Origin of the sequence: Flaviaesturariibacter aridisoli, from assembly GCF_004343705.1 — a bacterium.
GTDB lineage: Bacteria > Bacteroidota > Bacteroidia > Chitinophagales > Chitinophagaceae > Flavisolibacter > Flavisolibacter aridisoli.
Map to the genome: position 1 here is coordinate 35,990 of NZ_SKFH01000034.1, position 17,199 is coordinate 53,188.

Annotated in this window: 15 protein-coding genes and 1 tRNA gene; 2 read left to right on the forward strand and 14 right to left on the reverse strand. The window is 57.9% G+C overall.

The annotated features are described in order from the left end of the window. Window positions 1-4 precede the first annotated feature (4 nt). From E0486_RS15525 to E0486_RS15570, 11 genes are all read right to left on the reverse strand, one after another. Window positions 5-571, reverse strand: coding sequence for a chemotaxis protein CheB (locus E0486_RS15525; RefSeq protein WP_131853428.1), 567 nt, complete (start codon window positions 569-571; stop codon window positions 5-7). Beyond that, window positions 550-1,362 (reverse strand): CheR family methyltransferase, encoded by an 813-nt coding sequence (locus E0486_RS15530; RefSeq protein WP_131853430.1) that lies wholly within the window; start codon window positions 1,360-1,362, stop codon window positions 550-552. Before E0486_RS15530 ends, E0486_RS15525 begins: the two co-directional genes overlap by 22 nt. A 59-nt stretch (window positions 1,363-1,421) precedes the next feature. Beyond that, window positions 1,422-1,793: a response regulator gene (locus E0486_RS15535; RefSeq protein WP_131853432.1), complete on the reverse strand. Its 372-nt coding sequence runs from the start codon at window positions 1,791-1,793 to the stop codon at window positions 1,422-1,424. Between the two features lie 155 nt (window positions 1,794-1,948). Then, window positions 1,949-5,986 (reverse strand): response regulator, encoded by a 4,038-nt coding sequence (locus tag E0486_RS15540; RefSeq protein ID WP_131853434.1) that lies wholly within the window; start codon window positions 5,984-5,986, stop codon window positions 1,949-1,951. Continuing rightward, window positions 5,983-7,224 (reverse strand): sensor histidine kinase, encoded by a 1,242-nt coding sequence (locus E0486_RS15545; RefSeq protein WP_131853436.1) that lies wholly within the window; start codon window positions 7,222-7,224, stop codon window positions 5,983-5,985. The genes E0486_RS15540 and E0486_RS15545 overlap by 4 nt, the downstream gene beginning before the upstream one ends. Window positions 7,225-7,317: 93 nt before the next feature. Then, a complete protein-coding gene (locus E0486_RS18990; protein ID WP_165917368.1) occupies window positions 7,318-7,491 on the reverse strand; it encodes a hypothetical protein in 174 nt (57 codons plus the stop codon). Window positions 7,492-7,692: 201 nt separating this feature from the next. Next, window positions 7,693-8,268 carry a pseudouridine synthase gene (locus E0486_RS15550; protein WP_131853438.1) on the reverse strand — a complete coding sequence of 192 codons (576 nt, stop codon included), beginning with the start codon at window positions 8,266-8,268 and terminating at the stop codon, window positions 7,693-7,695. 44 nt (window positions 8,269-8,312) lie between these two features. Then, on the reverse strand, window positions 8,313-9,530 hold the full coding sequence (locus E0486_RS15555) for a hypothetical protein (protein ID WP_131853441.1): 1,218 nt from the start codon (window positions 9,528-9,530) through the stop codon (window positions 8,313-8,315). A 5-nt stretch (window positions 9,531-9,535) separates the two neighbouring features. Beyond that, window positions 9,536-9,955 carry a hypothetical protein gene (locus tag E0486_RS15560; RefSeq protein WP_131853443.1) on the reverse strand — a complete coding sequence of 140 codons (420 nt, stop codon included), beginning with the start codon at window positions 9,953-9,955 and terminating at the stop codon, window positions 9,536-9,538. Window positions 9,956-9,994: 39 nt separating this feature from the next. Next, window positions 9,995-11,362, reverse strand: a complete 1,368-nt coding sequence (locus E0486_RS15565) for a glycoside hydrolase family protein (RefSeq protein WP_131853445.1) — start codon at window positions 11,360-11,362, stop codon at window positions 9,995-9,997. A gap of 140 nt (window positions 11,363-11,502) precedes the next feature. Continuing rightward, on the reverse strand, window positions 11,503-12,186 hold the full coding sequence (locus tag E0486_RS15570) for a hypothetical protein (protein WP_131853447.1): 684 nt from the start codon (window positions 12,184-12,186) through the stop codon (window positions 11,503-11,505). A 190-nt stretch (window positions 12,187-12,376) separates the two neighbouring features. Here E0486_RS15570 and E0486_RS15575 point away from each other — a divergent pair, with 190 nt between their 5' ends. After that, window positions 12,377-14,305, forward strand: coding sequence for a sensor histidine kinase (locus E0486_RS15575; RefSeq protein WP_131853449.1), 1,929 nt, complete (start codon window positions 12,377-12,379; stop codon window positions 14,303-14,305). A 30-nt stretch (window positions 14,306-14,335) separates the two neighbouring features. On the opposite strand, the gene E0486_RS15580 is transcribed toward E0486_RS15575, so the two are convergent. Together E0486_RS15580 and E0486_RS15585 are read right to left on the reverse strand one after the other, a co-directional pair. Then, on the reverse strand, window positions 14,336-15,214 hold the full coding sequence (locus tag E0486_RS15580; RefSeq protein ID WP_131853451.1) for an HNH endonuclease family protein: 879 nt from the start codon (window positions 15,212-15,214) through the stop codon (window positions 14,336-14,338). Continuing rightward, window positions 15,201-16,529: an AAA family ATPase gene (locus tag E0486_RS15585; protein WP_131853453.1), complete on the reverse strand. Its 1,329-nt coding sequence runs from the start codon at window positions 16,527-16,529 to the stop codon at window positions 15,201-15,203. Before E0486_RS15585 ends, E0486_RS15580 begins: the two co-directional genes overlap by 14 nt. Before the next feature lie 280 nt (window positions 16,530-16,809). Here E0486_RS15585 and E0486_RS15590 point away from each other — a divergent pair. Continuing rightward, window positions 16,810-16,881 (forward strand) — tRNA-Arg (locus E0486_RS15590). Here the strand turns inward: E0486_RS15590 and E0486_RS15595 are convergent. Further along, window positions 16,879-17,199, reverse strand: a 321-nt coding sequence (locus E0486_RS15595) for a VOC family protein (protein ID WP_207906275.1), incomplete at its 5' end; no start/stop codon positions are given. The genes E0486_RS15590 and E0486_RS15595 overlap by 3 nt on opposite strands.

Sequence of the window (17,199 nt, forward strand, 5' to 3'; positions counted from 1 at the left end):
CCGGCTAGAGCGCGTTGAGCGCATCGGCCATTTCTTCGGGTCGCAGTACGCGGTCCACCGGTAGTTCGTTCAGGGCGCCCTGCGGCATGTAGGCCACCTGCGCCGTAGCCGGATCCTGCACCCACACCTGCCCGCCGTTAGCGGCAATGCGCCCCAGCCCCACAACACCGTCGTGGTTGGCGCCCGACAGCAGCAGGCCCACCAGCGTTTCGCCGTACACGTCGGCGGCGGTTTCAAAAGTGACGTCGATGCTCGGGCGGCTCCAGTTCACTTTTTCGGAGCAATCGAGCGAGAGGCTGCCGTTGCTTTCGAGTAGCGTGTGGTAATCGGCGGGCGCGAGGTAAACGGTGCCCGACAGCAGGGGCTCCTTGTCCTCGGCTTCTTTCACGGGCAGGCGCGTGCGGCTCGCCAGCAGCTCGGCCAGCATCGACTCGGCGCTTTTCCGGTGCACCACGATCACCAGCGCATAGGCCAGGCCAGGCCGCAGGAACGGAAGAACCTGCAGCAGCACCTCGAGGCTTCCCGCCGAGCCGCCGATTACCACCAGTTTTACGCGCCTGTCTTGCGCCATATCTTTTCTTTATTCCATACCGTAAAATGCTGTGCCACCGCCGAAAAGCGCAGGTTCTCTTTGCTGCCCAGGCAGAGGAAGCCCAGCGGCTCCAGGCTTTGGTGGAACAACTGCAGCACCCGCTCCTGCAGCGGCCGGTCGAAGTAGATCATCACGTTTCGGCAGAGGATGAGCTGAAATTCGTTGAACGAACGGTCCGACACGAGGTTGTGGGTGGCGAAGATCATCTTGCTCGACAGCTCGCGATCGAAGGAGGCGTAGTCGTAGCGCGCGGTATAGTATTGCGAAAAATCCTGCACCCCACCCGACTGCACGTAATTTTCGGAATGCGTTTTCATATGCGCCAACGGGTAGATCCCTTTGCGTGCCCGCTCGAGCGCGTCGGGGTTGAGGTCGGTAGCGTAAAGCAAGGATTTGTGCAGCAGGCCCGCTTCCTTTAACAGGATGGCCATCGAATATACTTCCTCTCCGGTGGCGCAGCCGGCATGCCACACGCGGATGAGCGGGTAGGTGGCCAGCACATTGAGCACCTCGCTGCGTAGCGCGCGGTAAAAGGCCGGGTCGCGGAACATCTCGGTCACGTTGACGGTCACCTCTTCCACGAAGCGGCGGAAGTAAGCATCGTCGGAACGCAGGCGGTAGCGGAACTCGGCAAAGGAAGGAAATCGGTCGAGCGAAAAGAGCCGGGCCACGCGCCGCTTCAGCGATGCACGCGCGTACTCGGAAAAATCGTAGCCGTATTTTTCCAGCAGGTCGTTCAGCAACAGGTCCAGTTCGGCATCACGTATCATAGGGAAGTTTGGAGTTTGGAGTTGGTGTTTTGCAGGTGGCGCATGGCCGGGTGCAAATGCTAAGCTCCCTTTATTTGGAATTGCTGCAGCAGGCTGAAGAGGCGGTCCACATCCACCGGTTTGGAGATGTATTCGTCGGCGCCGGCCTCGAGCATGCGCTCGCGGTCACCGGCCATTGCCTGTGCGGTCACGGCGATCACCGGCAGCTCCCGCAGGCGCCTGTCGGCGCGGATCTGCGCCAGCGCCTCGGTGCCGTCCATTTCGGGCATCATCATGTCGAGCAACACCACGCCGATGGCCGTTCCGCTGCGCAGCCGCTCCAGGCCTTCCGGCGCCGAAGCCGCCGCCTGCACCTTGTAGCCTTTCGACTGAAGCACCGCGCGCAGCGCGAAGATGTTCCGGGGCTCGTCATCTATGATCAAAATCTCCATACGCTTGCCCTGCGGGCCTTTTTTCGTTGAATAGTTAATTGGTTGATTGGTTAATTGGTAACAAGGACCTGCCAACCGTTCAACGCTTAAACTCATTACTGATTGCTCATTACTCTTTACTCATCATCCCATTATCCCATTGCCCCATTATCCCATTACTCGTACAGCCATACCCGGAGCAGCGAGAGTAGCTGGTCTACGTCCACGGGCTTGGAAATGTAGTCGGAGGCGCCGGCCTGGATGCACTTCTCGCGGTCGCCGCTCATGGCCTTGGCGGTGACGGCGATGATGGGCAGGCTGCGGAAGTCCGTATTTCTACGGATGGCCTGCATGGCTTCGTAGCCGTCCATCTCGGGCATCATGATATCCATCAGCACCACGTCTACGTCTGGGTGTTCCCTGAGTTGTTGCAGTGCCTCGCGGCCGTCGGTGGCCGACAGCACTTCCATGCCGTGCGGCTCCAGTGCTTTCGACAGTGAAAAGATGTTGCGCACGTCGTCGTCGGCAATGAGGATCTTCTTTCCGGTCAGCACCTCGCCCAGCGCGCCGAGCTTGCCTTTGCGTTTCGGTTTATCGCCCTCCTGCTCTTCTACCAGGTGCAGAAACAGCGATACCTCGTCGAGGATGCGTTGGTAGGAATGCGCCGTCTTCACCACGATCGAATCGGCGTATTGCTTGATGCGCAGCTCCTCGTTGCGCGAGAGGCTGCGGCCCGTAAATACGATAATGGGCAGGCTGTCGAGACCCGCCTGCTGCTTGAGCGACTCGAGCGTTTCGTAGGCCTGCGGGTCGGGCACGCCCATGTCGAGGATGACACAATCGACGTCTTCACGCTGCAGCGCTGCGCCCGATGCCGACACGGAGCCGGCGATCTGCGCGTTGACGTTAAAGGTTTCCAGGAAGTAGGCCAGCGCCTGGGCGTGGCGTGCGTTTTCTTCCACGATCAGCACCTTCTTGTGTTCCTTGTTCACCACCTGCTCCAGCTTCTGAAACACGTCCTGCATCTGCTCAAAAGCCATCGGCTTGCTGATGAAATCCACGGCTCCCTTCATGCGGCTTTCGCGGCGTGCTTCGAGCGACGACATCATGTGCACCGGTATAGGCCGCGTGAGCGGGTCCTGCTTCAGCGCGTCCATCACCTCCCAGCCGTCTTTTACCGGCAGCTGGATGTCGAGGAGGATGCCTTTGGGCAGGAAGTGGCGGGCGAGCTCGATGCCTTCGTCGCCGCGAACAGCCACGAGGCCCTTGTAGTTGCGCTGGCGCGTAAACTCCAGCAGGGCGCGTGCAAAGCCGGTATCGTCTTCGATGATGAGGATCACGTTGTCGCCGGGAGTGATGGCGTCGCGGTCGTCGGGCACGGGCGCCGGTATGTTGACGGCGGTATGCCGCTGCGGGGCGGCCACGGCGGCTGCCGGTTCGGCGGGGCCGGGCGTTACGGGCGCAGGGGCCGGGTCGGGGCGCGTAGGCAGGGCCGCGGGCGGCGGGCTGGCGGCGGCTTCGGCGATCTTCCGCGTCTCGGGCAGCTCAAAGTAAAAGGTGCTCCCTTTTTCAGGCTCGCTTTCGAGGCGCAGCTCACCGCCCAGCAGGCGCGTCAGCTCACGGCTGATTGAAAGACCGAGGCCCGTGCCGCCGTATTTACGCCGCGTAGAGCCGTCGGCCTGGCGGAAGGCTTCGAATACAAGGGCCTGCTTGTCGGCGGGAATGCCGATGCCCGTGTCGCGCACCGCGAAGCGCACATAGCCGGGCGCGCCGGCTTCGAGCTTCAGCGTTACGCTGCCTTCGGTAGTAAACTTGAGCGCGTTCGACAATAGGTTCTTGAGCACCTGCTCGAGGCGCATTTTGTCGGTTTCGATCTGCCCGGGCAGCGAGGGATCCAGCTCCACTTCGAAGCGGAGGCCCTTGTCCTGCGCCAGCGGCACAAACATGCCGCGCAGGTCGTGCACGAGCGACGCCGGCGGCACGGGGAGGAACTCGAGCTCCATCTTGCCGGCCTCGATCTTCGACAGGTCGAGGATCTCGTCGATAAGCGCCAGCAGCCCCTGCCCGGAGCTTTGAATCACCTGGGCATATTCCACCTGGTCGGTGCTGAGGTTCTTTTCTATATTCTCGGCCAGCAGGCGCGACAGCAGCAGGATCGAGTTGAGCGGCGTGCGCAGCTCGTGGCTCATGTTGGCCAGAAACTCCGATTTGTAGCGGGTGCTGACCGCCAGCTCCTCGGCCTTTTGCTGGATCTCGCGGTTGCGTTGCGCGATGAGCAGGTTGCGCTCCTCGAGTAGCCGGGTGCGTTCCTCCAGCTCCTGGTTGGCCTCCATCAGTTCTTCCTGCTGCACGCGCAGCTCCTCTTCGGAAGCCTGCAGTTTTTCGGCCTGCGCTTCGAGTTCGGCGTTGATGTTTTCCAATTCCTGGTGCTGTGCCTGGAGTTCTTCGGATTGTGCCTGCGTTTCGTGGAGCAGCTCCTGCAGGCGGGCGCGGTTGCGCGCCGTATGCAGCGCCACGCCTACCACGGACTGCAGCTGCTGGAGGAAAGCCAGCACACGCGGCGTGAAGGGTTGCAGCGCGGCAAGCTCGAGTACCCCCTCGGTGCGTTCGTTGAACACGAGGGGCAGGATGACCACCTGCGTGGGCGCGGCCTCACCGCTGCCGGTGCGCACTTTTACAAATTGCTCGGGCACATTGGCCAGCTGCATCAGCTTCTGCTTCCGGGCGGCCTCGCCCACGAGGGTTTCTCCAAAGGCGATTTGCTTCTGCACCTTGCTTTCATCGTCCACCGCATAAGAGGCCCGGTGCTCGAGGTGGTCCTGCTGGCGCACGTAGCAAAGGCCTACCTGCGCGCCGCAATAGTCGGCGATGGTCTGCAGCGCATCGTAAGCAAGCCGTGCGGGATCTTTTTCGCCGCGGATACATTCGTTGACGGCATCCATGCCCGCTGCCTGCCACAGCTTGTCCTCGCTTTCCTGCGCATATTGCTGCAGGTCGGATTTCATCCGTACCACGGCGTTGCCGAGCACATCTTCTTCGCTGCGTGCGTGCACGTCGAGGTCGAAGCGGCCGCTGCCGATGGCGTCGGCCGCTTCCGCCAGGCGCTGGTTGGAGGCGTCGATCGACATCACCGAGCGGGTAAGGCTGCCCACCACGTCGTTGGCCTGCGGCTGCAGGTGCACGCCGGTTTCGCCACGCGCGATCCGCACCGCGGCTTCATTAAGCTCATTGAGCTGGCGGCTGATGCTTACGATCACCGTCGATACCACGAAGGCCACGAGCACGAGGGCCGCGATGAGGTATACCAGCGATTTGTCGCGCCTTTCACGCTCCTCGTCGTACAGCTGCTGCACGCCTTTCTGCGCCTTGTTGAGGGTGGCGCGTTGCAGCGACCGGAGCTGGTCGACCCCGTTGGCGGAGATGTCCCACCAGCGTTCGGCGTTGTAGTTGGAGTCGATCGCCGCGCCGCGGAACAGCGTATCTACAAACTGGTAGGTAGGCCGGAGCGCAGACTGGGCAAGCAGGACATCGTAGGCATGCTGGGCCGAATCGGAGCCCTTTGCCCGGAATTCGTGTTCAAAGCTTTTAAAAATGTCGTAGATCCCGCGCAGCCCTTCCACCGACGTGCCGTTAAGCTGGTGCAGGTGCAGCTGCATGTAAATGCTCGCGCGCAGGATACCCAGGTAAGTAACCATCTCGGACAATAGCTTCTGCGAGGTCAGCTCGGGGGCGATCGGCCGCAGCAGCTGGTTGGCGCCCATCGACACACCGTTGAACGTATTGACGCGGAAGATGACGTTGGTGTAATAGTTCATCACCAGCGGGGGCGCCACCACCTGGTCGTCTACCTGGCGGCGTACGGCCGGCAGGCTGTCGAGGAAGGTATAGGCCGGCATGTTGCGCAGGCTGCTGTCCAGCTCAAGCAATTGCTGCAGCATGGCATCCGTGCGGGAGCGCTGGGTGACGAGCTCGGTGCGAAACTCGTTTTTCAGCGCATAGCCAAAGGCATAGCGGCGTTCGGCCTGCAGCGCGTCTACCAGCTGGCTGATCTGCGCCGAGCGGTTGATGGCGAACTGGTAATTGCCCAGCAGCTCCATGCGCTCGGCCTTTTCGCGAAAGATCTGGATGGCGAAGAAAACGAGCAGCACCAGCGGGATAAGGACGGCCAGCATCAGCTTGACCGGGAGGGGCAACCTCAGGAAAACTTTTTTCATATGGGGGTTCCGTTGACGGTAGCGCTTTCCGTGTTGGAAGCGGGCGCGCTGTCGCGACGCGCCGGTAGCAAGATGATAAAGCAGGCGCCCTCGCCGGGGCGGCTCCGCGCGAAGATGAGACCGCTGTGTTTTTCCACGATTTTCTTGACGATGGCCAGGCCGATGCCGGTGCCTTCGTATTCCTCGCGACCGTGGAGGCGCTGGAAGAGGGTAAAGATCTTGGCCGTGTATTTTTCATCGAAGCCGATGCCCTGGTCGGCGATGCGGATGCGGCAGAAATTGCCGTCCGGGTGTCCGGGTGCATCGGGGTCGGGCCGGTCGGTAAAATCGGCGCGCACCTCCACCCGGGGCGCTTCGCCCGGCTTGGCAAACTTGAGGGCGTTGGACACGATGTTGAGAAACAGCTGGCGGATAAGGCCGGGAATGACCTCTACCGAGGGCAGCTCGCCGAACGCCACGCGGGCGCCTTTTTCGCGGATCACCAGCTCGAGGTCGGAGAGCACATCTTGCAGGAGACTCGTCAGCGACACATATTCAAAGCGTTCGGCTTCGGACAGCTTCGTAACGCTCAGCAGGTCCTGGATGAGGTTGTTCATCCGTTCGGCCGACCGGATGATCTTTTCGAGGTTGGTGGCGTGACGGCCCTGGAGGCCGGCGTCGTCGCGGAGCATGTTGCCGAAAAGCTGGATTTTGCGCAGCGGCTCGCGCAGGTCGTGCGAGGCCACGGAGGCAAACTGCTGCAGGTCGTGGTTGGAGATCTCCAGCTCACGGTTCGTTTCCAGCAACTCGCGTGTACGCTCGGCCACGCGGCGTTCGAGGCTTTCATTGAGGGCTTTCAGCTCGCGTTCGGCGGCCTTGAGGGCCTGCGTTTTTTCGTAGAGCCGGTAAAAGTTGCGAACCTTGAGGATGAGGATGTCGGGGTCGACGGGCTTGGTGATGTAGTCGACGGCGCCCGACTCGAAGCCTTTCGTTACAAAGCGCTTGTGCGTGTTGACGGCCGAAAGGAAGATAATGGGAATGTCGCGGGTCTTGTTGAAGCTGGTGATGGCTTCGGCCACTTCGAATCCGTCCATCCCGGGCATTTGCACATCGAGAATAACGAGGGCGTAGTCGGTCTTTAAGAGCTTTTTAAGGGCTTCTTCGCCGGAAGAGGCGGCGTCGGTGGCAAACTGGTTCACTTCCAGTATGCGCTGCAGGGCGAAAATATTTTCGGGCTTATCGTCGACGATAAGGATCATGAAAGGTCAGTTAAGGGGAGTCGCCGGACACCGGCTGCGCGCAAATTACGCTAAAACAGCCCTTTTCACTAATCCTTCTGGCCTTACGAAGCCCTAATTCTTACGGAAATGCGAGGCGCCAAGCTGGGAGATGGCCTGGTTGACGAGCTCGGGCGGAAACTTTCCCGTGATGGTGTAGTTGAGGATATCGAAGCTGCAGACAAGGAGACTGCTGCGCTCCACCATGCTTTTCATGGCGCTGAAGTTGGGAAATTGGAGTGTGATCATGGGATACATAATGCGGTTGGTGAACCCGGCAGCGGTAAGCCATCCGGACGACAAAACGAAAGCACACCCCTAGCCGGCGCTAAGGGCTTTGTTTTAGACGACCGGTGGATTCCAGGCGGCGAATGGGAGACCGAAACACCTTCCTAACCCATTCGGGGGACAGGGAAACACCTGGGAGTCGTCCCCGAGCGCCGGGAGCGGTTACATACCCTGCGGGCGCTTGATGACCCGCACTTCGCCCGGCTGCAGGCGGCCGAGGTGCAGCGGGCCGATGGCCGCACGCACGAGGCGGAGCGTGGGAAAGCCCACGGCGGCAGTCATGCGGCGCACCTGCCGGTTCTTGCCTTCCACCAGGGTAAGCTCGACCCAGGAGGTGGGAATCTCTTTGCGGTAGCGCACCGGCGGGTTGCGCGGCGGCAGTTCAGGCTCCTCGTCGAGGCGGCGGGCCAGCGCAGGCAGGGTGCGGTACGTTTTGCCCTTCTCGTTGATCGTAATCCCTCCCCTCAGTGCCGTGATCGCTTCGTCGCTGATAACCCCTTCCACCTGCGCCCAGTAGGTCTTGGGCGTCTTGCTCTTCGGGTCGAGGTAGCGGGTCTTGAGCTTGTTGTCGTTGGTGAGCAGCAGCAGTCCTTCGCTGTCCTTATCCAGCCGCCCCACGGGGTACACATCGTCGGGAAACGAAAACCCGAGGTCACCCAGCGTTTGATCGCCGGGCGCCTCGGGTGTGAATTGCGAGAGGGTATTGAAGGGTTTGTAGACGAGGTAGTAGTGGAGCATTGTCGGCGAAGTTGCAAAATTGCCGGCTCTATGAAAAGCAAAGCTTACTTACTGATCTTTCGCTCACTTCCGAATCCAGCTATGAAATTGATTGCGGCAACGAGATTTCCTCCTTTGGTAACGGTCCCATCAAAGTCGCGTCCGAAGGCAAATGTGAGCTTCTTGTTCAATCCGAGGTCGTACTCCGTATTGAGCACTACGCGCCAGGAAGGATCGAGCACATTTTTCTTCAGGACACTGCGGTAGATCGCTTCTACGTTGAAAACGAATTTCCCCTCCATCGCAGGCACCAGCAACTTGCCCCCGGCATCGAAGGTCGAGTACTGAATGCCATTTGGAACATTCCCTGCAAACGCAGTATCCGGATGATAGAGATAGCGCAACAACGCCAAGGCAGATATCCTTTTATTGCCGCCTTCAAAACCTGCGGTGATCCAAACACCACCGCGATATAGTTGCGCATCATCGAAATTATTCTGGCGAAAATTCATAGCGAAGCCGGAGTTCAAATCAACGGCGAAGCCGATGCGCTCCGATTTGAAACTGGCTGCAGCATTTTTCAATGACTGGAAGGCTGCGCTACTATCTGCTGCCTGCACGGCGGCATTGTGAAGCTGAGTGGTCAGCGTGCCGATTTCAACTACCAAACGCTGAAAGGTCGCCCGGTCAGCATCGGACAGGTCACCCTGCCTTTCGAGGCCCGATAAGGTATCTTGCTTTTTCCAAAGCTGACCAGACATTCTTTCAAAAACGGATGTATAAACGTTCTTGAGTCGCTGTTGACGCTGGATCAGCGTGTCGAACAATGCGCTTGTGTGCTCTGACCAATTCGGTCGGATGAGCGACACCTTCAGGCCCAAACCCAGCTTGGTGGTTTTCAGGCTGTCCACGTTCTCTTGCCCTTTCGGTCCTTGGTGGGTAAACCCTAATGAAACAAGAAAGGACTGCGGTATCGCATTTTTTTGACCCCGGAAATCGGCCAGGCTATACTTGTCCTTCCGCAGGAGAAACGGTGCAACCTGTGCCGCGTAGCTGTTGGGAAACGAGGTGAAATTATTGGATGCCTGCTGCAGGGAGGCCGAGAAAGAGGTCAGGTCGGTGGGCCGCTCAATGTCGGTGTTGCTGATTCCTAAAATGTTGAAGGCTGGATTCACGGGCGCTTGCAGCAGATCGAGCTTGATTGTGGTATCGACCTTTACCTGCGCCTGTCCCGCGGCCGCGATCGTGAGCAACGACAAGGCGGCGATGATGGATTTTGCCATGACGATTAGTGAATGGTGAAAAAGATTTTAATGCGATAGATAACGGTTTCGCCGACCGACTGGACTGTCTTTGCCATAGAGTATTTATACGGCTGCAGACCACCATTGAGTTCGAACCGGAAACTCGTCTCCATCGTATCTCCGGGCATATCGGTCACCGTGGTGACCACGTTCAGAAACTGCCCGCGGAGTGAATTGTTGGTCCCGATGGCGCAGCCGTTGATCGCCCCTTGCTGGTTGGATACGATGGGGCTACCATCCACGGAAATATCTGTTTGCGAAAGCTGCCCGGTATCTCCGGGGATCACATTCACGGTAATGGGCTCGTCCGTCTGTGCGATTTTATACAGGTCGAAATGCACCGTTTCCTGGGAACTGGGTGCAACAACAGGGGGAACAATGTTACCCTGAGTATTGTCAGGCATAAAAAAGTTTTAGTAGTTATTTAAATGAAATGGTTACCGTCACGAGAAATACAAATCCGCCTCCTCATCCCGCCGCTTCGTCAGCCCGGCGATCTCCACCAATTGCCCGTCTACATGCGCCTTGTTCCACATGCGGAAGGCCTCACGGATGCTCGGGTCTTCGGGGTTGGCGTTGACGCGCCGCAGGAGGGTGGAGCCGCGCAGCGCTTCGGTGCCCACGTTATAGGCGAAGCTTACGAGGGCGTCGAACTGGTTCTGATTGAGCTTTGGGTTCTGGATCATCCGCTTTACCGTTTCACTCTTCTCCTCCACCTCCATGGCCAGCAGCGTCTCGGCGCGGTCGGAGGTGATCTGGTCGCCGGGCTTCACCTTGCTGCGGTCTTCGTAGAGGATGGAGCCGTAGCCGATCGTCCAGATGCCGGCGCTGTCCTGGTAGGCCGAGAGCTTGAATCCTTCGTGCGACTTGATGAAGTCGATACACTTCTGGTCGGGACGGTAGCCCAGTAGCGGAGCACCACCGCTCGCAGACCCATCCCCCAACCCCTTCCCCAAGGTAAGGGGGGCGGCCCTCACCCCCGACCCCGCTCCGGGGGAGAGGGGAGCTGCTGCTGCACCCAACTGGATGCCGCCGCTCCAGCAATAGTTGCCGTTACGGTCTTTGTACCACACGCGGTTGTTATTCACCGGCTCGCCGTTGTCGATGCGGGCCACGAGCTGCAGTGGCGTGCGGGCGGCAAGGGTTTGCACAAGCCCGGCGCGGGTGCTCGGTGCGCTGCGCAGGTTGAGCTTCACCAGCGTATTGGCTGTTGCCGACACGGGTGTTTCGGTATAGGCCGGCGCCCCGCCCTGGCCGGTGCACTCGTTGTACTCCGTTACCACGTCCTGCAGCAGGCGCTCGTAGGTGCGGCGGCTGTGGGCGAGACCGGTCACGGGGTCGGTCTTGCGTTTGGGGTCGAGGAAGAAGTGGCCTACGACCGAGGTGGCCGGGTCGAGCTTGAACTCGTAGCAAAGCTTCGCCAGCAGCCATACGTACTTGGCGTAGCTCTTGTCGTCGTCGATGCCGCCGCCATAGCAGTATTCCACGCCGATGGCGGAGTCGTTGGCGTCGGCGCCGTAGAGCTCATTGTCCTTGGGCATGTTGTACAGCACGTGCCAGGCCTTTTCGGGCCGTGACAACAGTGCGGGCACACACTCGAGGATCTCTTTATCGTCCACGAACAGGTGCGCCGAGGCCGACTGCCCGTTGGCGGTGCTGATGTAATAGTTGACATTCATGCGGGCCGATGAGCCGGGGTTTCCGGTGTCGTGGGCCACGATGAACTTAACGGGACCGAGCATGCGCCCGCTGCGGCGCCGGGTGCCGCTGGGAAGGAGTTGGGCCGAGATGGCGTATTTATCCTGGAACATAAAAACAGTTTGTGGTTTGGAGTTGGGGGTTTGGAGTCGGGTGGATTGGTCGAATGGTCTATTGGTCTATTGGTAACTGGTTCGGCGCAACACCTACTCATTACTCATTACTCATTACTCATTACTCATTGACCATAACCCTAACCCACCGCCGGTTCGGGATCGATAGCCGTATCGGGCACCGTGGCCCCGACCGCAGCGCCCGCGGCGGCGGCAGCCTCCAGCTTGTTTTGCTTCTCCTTGTTTTCCGTCACTTTCATCACCGCGTAGGTGGCCGAGCTCATACCGAGCAGGATGAGGTTATTCTGCGAAATGTCGGGCATCACGAAGCTGGGATCCTTGAAATGGTCCAGGTGAGCCAGCACCTCGCGCACGTACCAGACGCCGAACACGAAGTTGAACACCACGGTCTGGAACCGCGAGATGGACACGCCCATGTTGTCGGAAAGGATGTCCAGGAAAAAGTTCTCGCCGTTGCCGCGGCCGCCCAGGGTGTGGTGGATCGGGGGGCTGTTGGCATCGAGGGTGCGGGCGGTGACGGTGGTGAGGGCACTGATGCCCAGCAAGACCACGGCAGCGCCGTTCAGCGCCGGCGCCTCGTACACCCGGGCGCTGCTGCCGGCGGGTACGTAACCGATCCAGATGATGGCGATAAAGCTGGAGAGGATGATGACCGTCCACCAGGCCAGTTGCACGCGGCTCCAGCTGTAGGGCTGTGGGCTGGGTTGGGTCAGGTCGCGGAGCATGCACCAGCGGCGGTCACAGAAAACGACCGCGGATCCGAGCACAAGGAACGGGATCCAGAATTGGAGTAAGTAAGGCATATAGTAGGGGTTTTGGTTGCAGTAACAGGTGCCGTTTGACCGGCGCGACATAAAATTGGTGCAACATTCTGGCCCAAACAATAGAGGAAATACGGTAAATGGCTCCGTATTTTTACGGCAAAGAGCCCCGCCCCACCCTCCCGGAGCGCCTCCTTTCGCCTATCTTTACCCCTTCCCTTGACCCCGCAACATGGAACCATATCCCTCCGCCCTTCCTTCCGCGCAGGCGTCCTCGCCCGACGACTTGCAACAGGCGCTCCGCGACAGTGAGCTGCACCGGGCCCTTTCCCTCGAAGGCGGAGCCTTGGGCACCTATGAATTCTTTCCCGAGCTGGGCCGCATGAACTGGTCGGACCGCACCAAGGCGCTGTTTGGCCTGCCCCCCGAAGCCGAGATCACCCTGGCCGAATTCCGCGCTGCCATCCACCCCGACGACCTGCCCCGCGCCCTCGCCAACCTCGAAGCGGCACAGGACCCCGCCGGCAACGGCATCCTGGAGCAGGAATACCGCGTGCGCAGCGCCAGCGACGGCAGCACCCGCTGGCTGCGCTCGAAAGGAAAATACTTTCCCGCACAACCCGGGCAAGCCGCGCGTTTCGCCGGCGTCGTGCAGGACATCACGTCGTGGAAGGAAAGCGAATACTGGCTCACCGAAGGGCAGCAGCGCCTCCAGGCCGCACTCACCGCCTCCGGTACCGGCACCTTCCGCTGGAACATCCAGACCAACGGGCTTTCCTGGGACGAAAACCTGGATCGCCTCTTCGGTCTGCCGCCGGGTCAAACCGTGCGCAGCCTCGACTCCTTTATAGAATGTGTGCACCCCGACGATCGCGCCGCAGTTATTGAATGCTGCTGCCAGTGTGCCGACAGCGCCGCCGACTTCGACCTGCAATTCCGCGTGGTATGGCCCGACGGAACGATCCGCTGGCTCGACGATAAAGGCAAAACCTACCTCGACGCCGATGGCCGCCCCGCTTATATGACCGGCGCCTGCGTGGACATCACCGCGCGCCGCCAGGCCGAAGAAGCCCTCCGCGCCAGCGAAGCCCGCCTGCGGATGCTCACCGAGGCGCTGCCGCAGCTTTCCTGGATGCGCGACGCGACGAGCCACAAACTCGAATACGCCTCCAACCGCTGGCAGGAATATTCGGGGATCGAGGACGCCGACCTGGCCTGGGCCAGCATGGTTCACCCCGACGACAAAGAGCGGGCGATGCAGGTGTGGCAAGAATCGATGGCCTCCGCTACCGACTTCCGGGAGCAGGTGCGCCTCCGCAACCGCGACGGCGAATACCGCTGGCACCTCTCGATCGCGCAGCCCGTTCGCGACGGCGCGGGCCAGGTGACGAAATGGACCGGAACCCTGCTCGATATCCATGAGCAGAAAAGCTTCGAGGAAACGCTCGAGCGGATCGTGGGCGAGCGCACGCGCCAGCTGCAGCAGTCCAACGACGACCTGCAGCAGTTTGCCCACGTGGCCTCGCACGACCTGAAAGAACCGCTGCGCAAGGCCCGCCTGTTCCTGGGCTGCTACCGCGACGAAGCCCGCAGCAGCATCAGCCCCGCCGGCGAAACTTTTCTCAACAAAGTGGAAGGCGCCCTCGACCGCATGCACGCCATGGTAGAAGGCGTACTGGCCTACTCGCTGCTGCACGGCCAGGAGTTCAGCCCTGAGCCCGTGAACCTCGCCGACCTGCTGCAGGAGATCGCCGTCGACCTCGAAGTGCCCATCCACGAAAAAGACGCGACGCTGCACTACCAGGATCTCCCCCTGCTCAAAGGGTCGCGGGTGCTGCTGTACCAACTCTTTTACAACCTGTTAAAGAACGCGTTGAAGTTCACCCGCGCGGGCGTCCCGCCGGTGCTCACCCTCACGGCACCCGCCAGCTCCGGCGACCTTATCATCGAAGTACGCGACAACGGTATCGGCTTCGCGCCCGACCAGGCGAAGCGCATCTTCGAGCCCTTCACCCGCCTGCACTCCAAAGACCAGTTCGAAGGCACGGGCCTCGGCCTCGCCCTTTGCCAGAAGATCATGGAGCGCCACGGCGGAAGCATCCGTGCGGAGGGCCGCGAAGGCGAAGGCGCGGTGTTCTTCCTGGCCTTTCCATTTTATTGAGATTGAGGAACTAGGAAAAATCTTGATTGCTTACCAATCGATTGCGCCAGACTGCTTGAATAAACCTTGGATATCGATTGGCATACTAGCCAACTGCCGTTGCATTTCCCTCCACACTGTAATATGCAAGCTTGTAAGAATTGACTTCTTGATCCCACGAAGTATTTTCCGTTTCTGCTTGTCGAAAGGAAGTAGTAAATCTATTGCAGGATCGCCGTATGTAGCTTGTATGAGAGACGCATAATCGGTTGAATTCATTACCGCAACATATTCCCGAAGACTTCTTTTAAAGTTGACGAAAGCATCCCTACGATAGCGCACTAAATTGTCACGCGTGTCAAGTTGTAAGATGCTTATCGTTTTTTCGACCTTTACGAATTGTTGAGAACCCATCGGGTACTTTGCAGCAGCATAAAATTGAAAGTCGGCCAAATCAAGCTGCATGAGGTCCATTGGATCTTCGCGGCGAGGGTCGATAAAAGCAGAATCATTGGATGCTGGCTCATCCCCTCGAATAAGTTCCACCACATTGCTCGAACCTTTAGGCACAAAAACCCAAGCTTTGTCGAGTTTGTAACCAGTATTGCAATTCTTGCAAGCAAGCAAATAATTCGACCATATGAAGGCTTTCTCAGGAAAAAAGCCCTTCGGGAGAATATGTTCTATATCCATTGCCTCGGCTTGTTCGCAGTAATTGCAAATTCGTTTCCCTACACACATTAGGTCAAGTTTTTCGGCAATAACTTTGAAAGCATCCTTACCATCTTTAGATTTTGTTTTACTTCCCCAAAGTGATTTGGCTTTTGCTGTACGCTCTGTAAATGTCGGCTGACTATCAATCAGAAGCTGTTTTGCAGCCAAGTGCTTCAATGTAGCGATATCGAGCCGCTTGTTCTTAATTTTCAGCATTTGAAACAAAGAGCGTTTTGAGATAAGCGAGTTCTCTGCTTTCTATTTGGGTCATCTTTTGACCGTACCGAAACTTGTAAGTCAGTTTACGGTAGCGTTCAAGCTTACTCCTCCCTTCCTTCCCCCGTTCAATATCGTCACCGAATGCATCGGTATCGTATGCATCAAGTATATCCCCATAGACAAGTTTGTCTTTGTCAATTTTACTCAATTTATGAGCACGCTCCTTACCTCCGGGGTTCGCTAGTTTCCAAATGCTGCCTCGTTCTGCTGCACGGCAGATCAATGGACTATGTGTAGTTACAATAAACTGAATATTGGGAAAGTTCTGACGAAACCATTGACCTATTTCAGACTGCCAAGTAGGATGCAAGTGAACGTCGACTTCGTCGATGATCACAACTCCTGGTGCGGAGACTACCATACTAATTTTATTGTCTGATGAGCTGATTTCGAACACCCGATCCAGTGAGTACTGTAGGAATAGTTGTCGAAGAAGTTCGAAGACCATACTTAGTACAGATCGGTAGCCATCGCTTAACTGACCAATTTTGATATCATTTCCGAAGCCGTCTTTAAAAACGGGCTCTCCGTCAGCATTAATATTTTGAAACAGTGCTCCGAATGGCAATAACCCTGCAGTATTAATGAATTGTCTTATCAAGGAGAGCGTTTTTCCTGCATCACCTGAATCCATGTCAGCTTCAGTTAGCCATCCGTTCATTTCATTCTCCTTCAATCGCCTTCTATCTAAATCTTTCAACCACACCAAAGCCTCTGTCAAGGCGACACTTTCTCCGAACATACTCAAATGAGCTCCCGCACGAGGCGCAGAATAGAAAGGTCGCAATTCGATAGGATCACCACCAGACAACCTCCTAAAAGGCCCATAGCCGGCAGAGAACCAGCCTTTGTTTCCCGACCAGCTGTATTTGAGAGGATTCCGGGTTTTCGCTGAAGCATTCGTTTCAAGTTTAACCCTGCCGTTACTTAGAAATGTAAATTGGCATGTGAATGTACGATCAGCAGGTGGCCGTGTTTGGGCAGTTTTATCCCATTGATCGTTAAAACTCATTAAAAGCTCGATGGTGCCGCTTTCTTCACCAATTTTTAACCACTCATCCCAATTTGGCCGCACATGACCAATGTCTTCAGGCCCGATTAATACAGCCGATATGGAACGCGCAATAGTAGATTTTCCCGTACCATTTTCGCCTAGCAGCACATGCCATCCGGGCTCCTCGCCTTCCGCAAATTCCATCACAAAACGATCAATTGCGCGAACATTTGTGATTTCTATCTTCTTGATATACATTTTCCGTGCTGTTTGAAAGCTAAATAAAATTGGAATCAGAAATGTCCACAAAGTAATTCCAATTTACAATGTATTCATTGAACGGCATGAATGACAAACTGCTTACCAAAAACGAACTAATTAATTTGTATTAATTTCAAGTGGTAACACTCTCCCACTGAAAAATGTAAGTCTGAAATGCTGGCTCACCATAGCATTCGACAATACGAAACTTACAAAAATTCCGACTCCTACGTCCTAAACCGCTAGCAACGACTAAAGAGTACTAGTTTTGCGCTTTGGCCCCGTAGTTCAATGGATAGAATAGGAGTTTCCTAAACTCTAGATCCAAGTTCGATTCTTGGCGGGGCTACTCATCCTGCTGCCGCTCCTCTTCATCCGCCTCGCGCAGCAGGGCTTCCACGTCGAGCAGCTGGTTGGCGCCCAGCACTTTTTCCAGCGTCAGGCTCCCATCGGTCATGTAGGTCCAGAAGGAGGGATCGCGGTCCCAGGCGAGCTCGATGCCGTTGCCGTCGGGGTCGCGGAGGTAGAGGGCCAGGTGGGTCGTGTGATCGGCGGCGCCGTCGATGGGATGCCCCTCCTGCAGGAGGCGCTTGAGCGCGTTGGCGAGGTCTTTACGGCTGGGGTAGTTCAGGGCGAAGTGGTAGAGGCCGGCGGCGCGCGCCGGCGC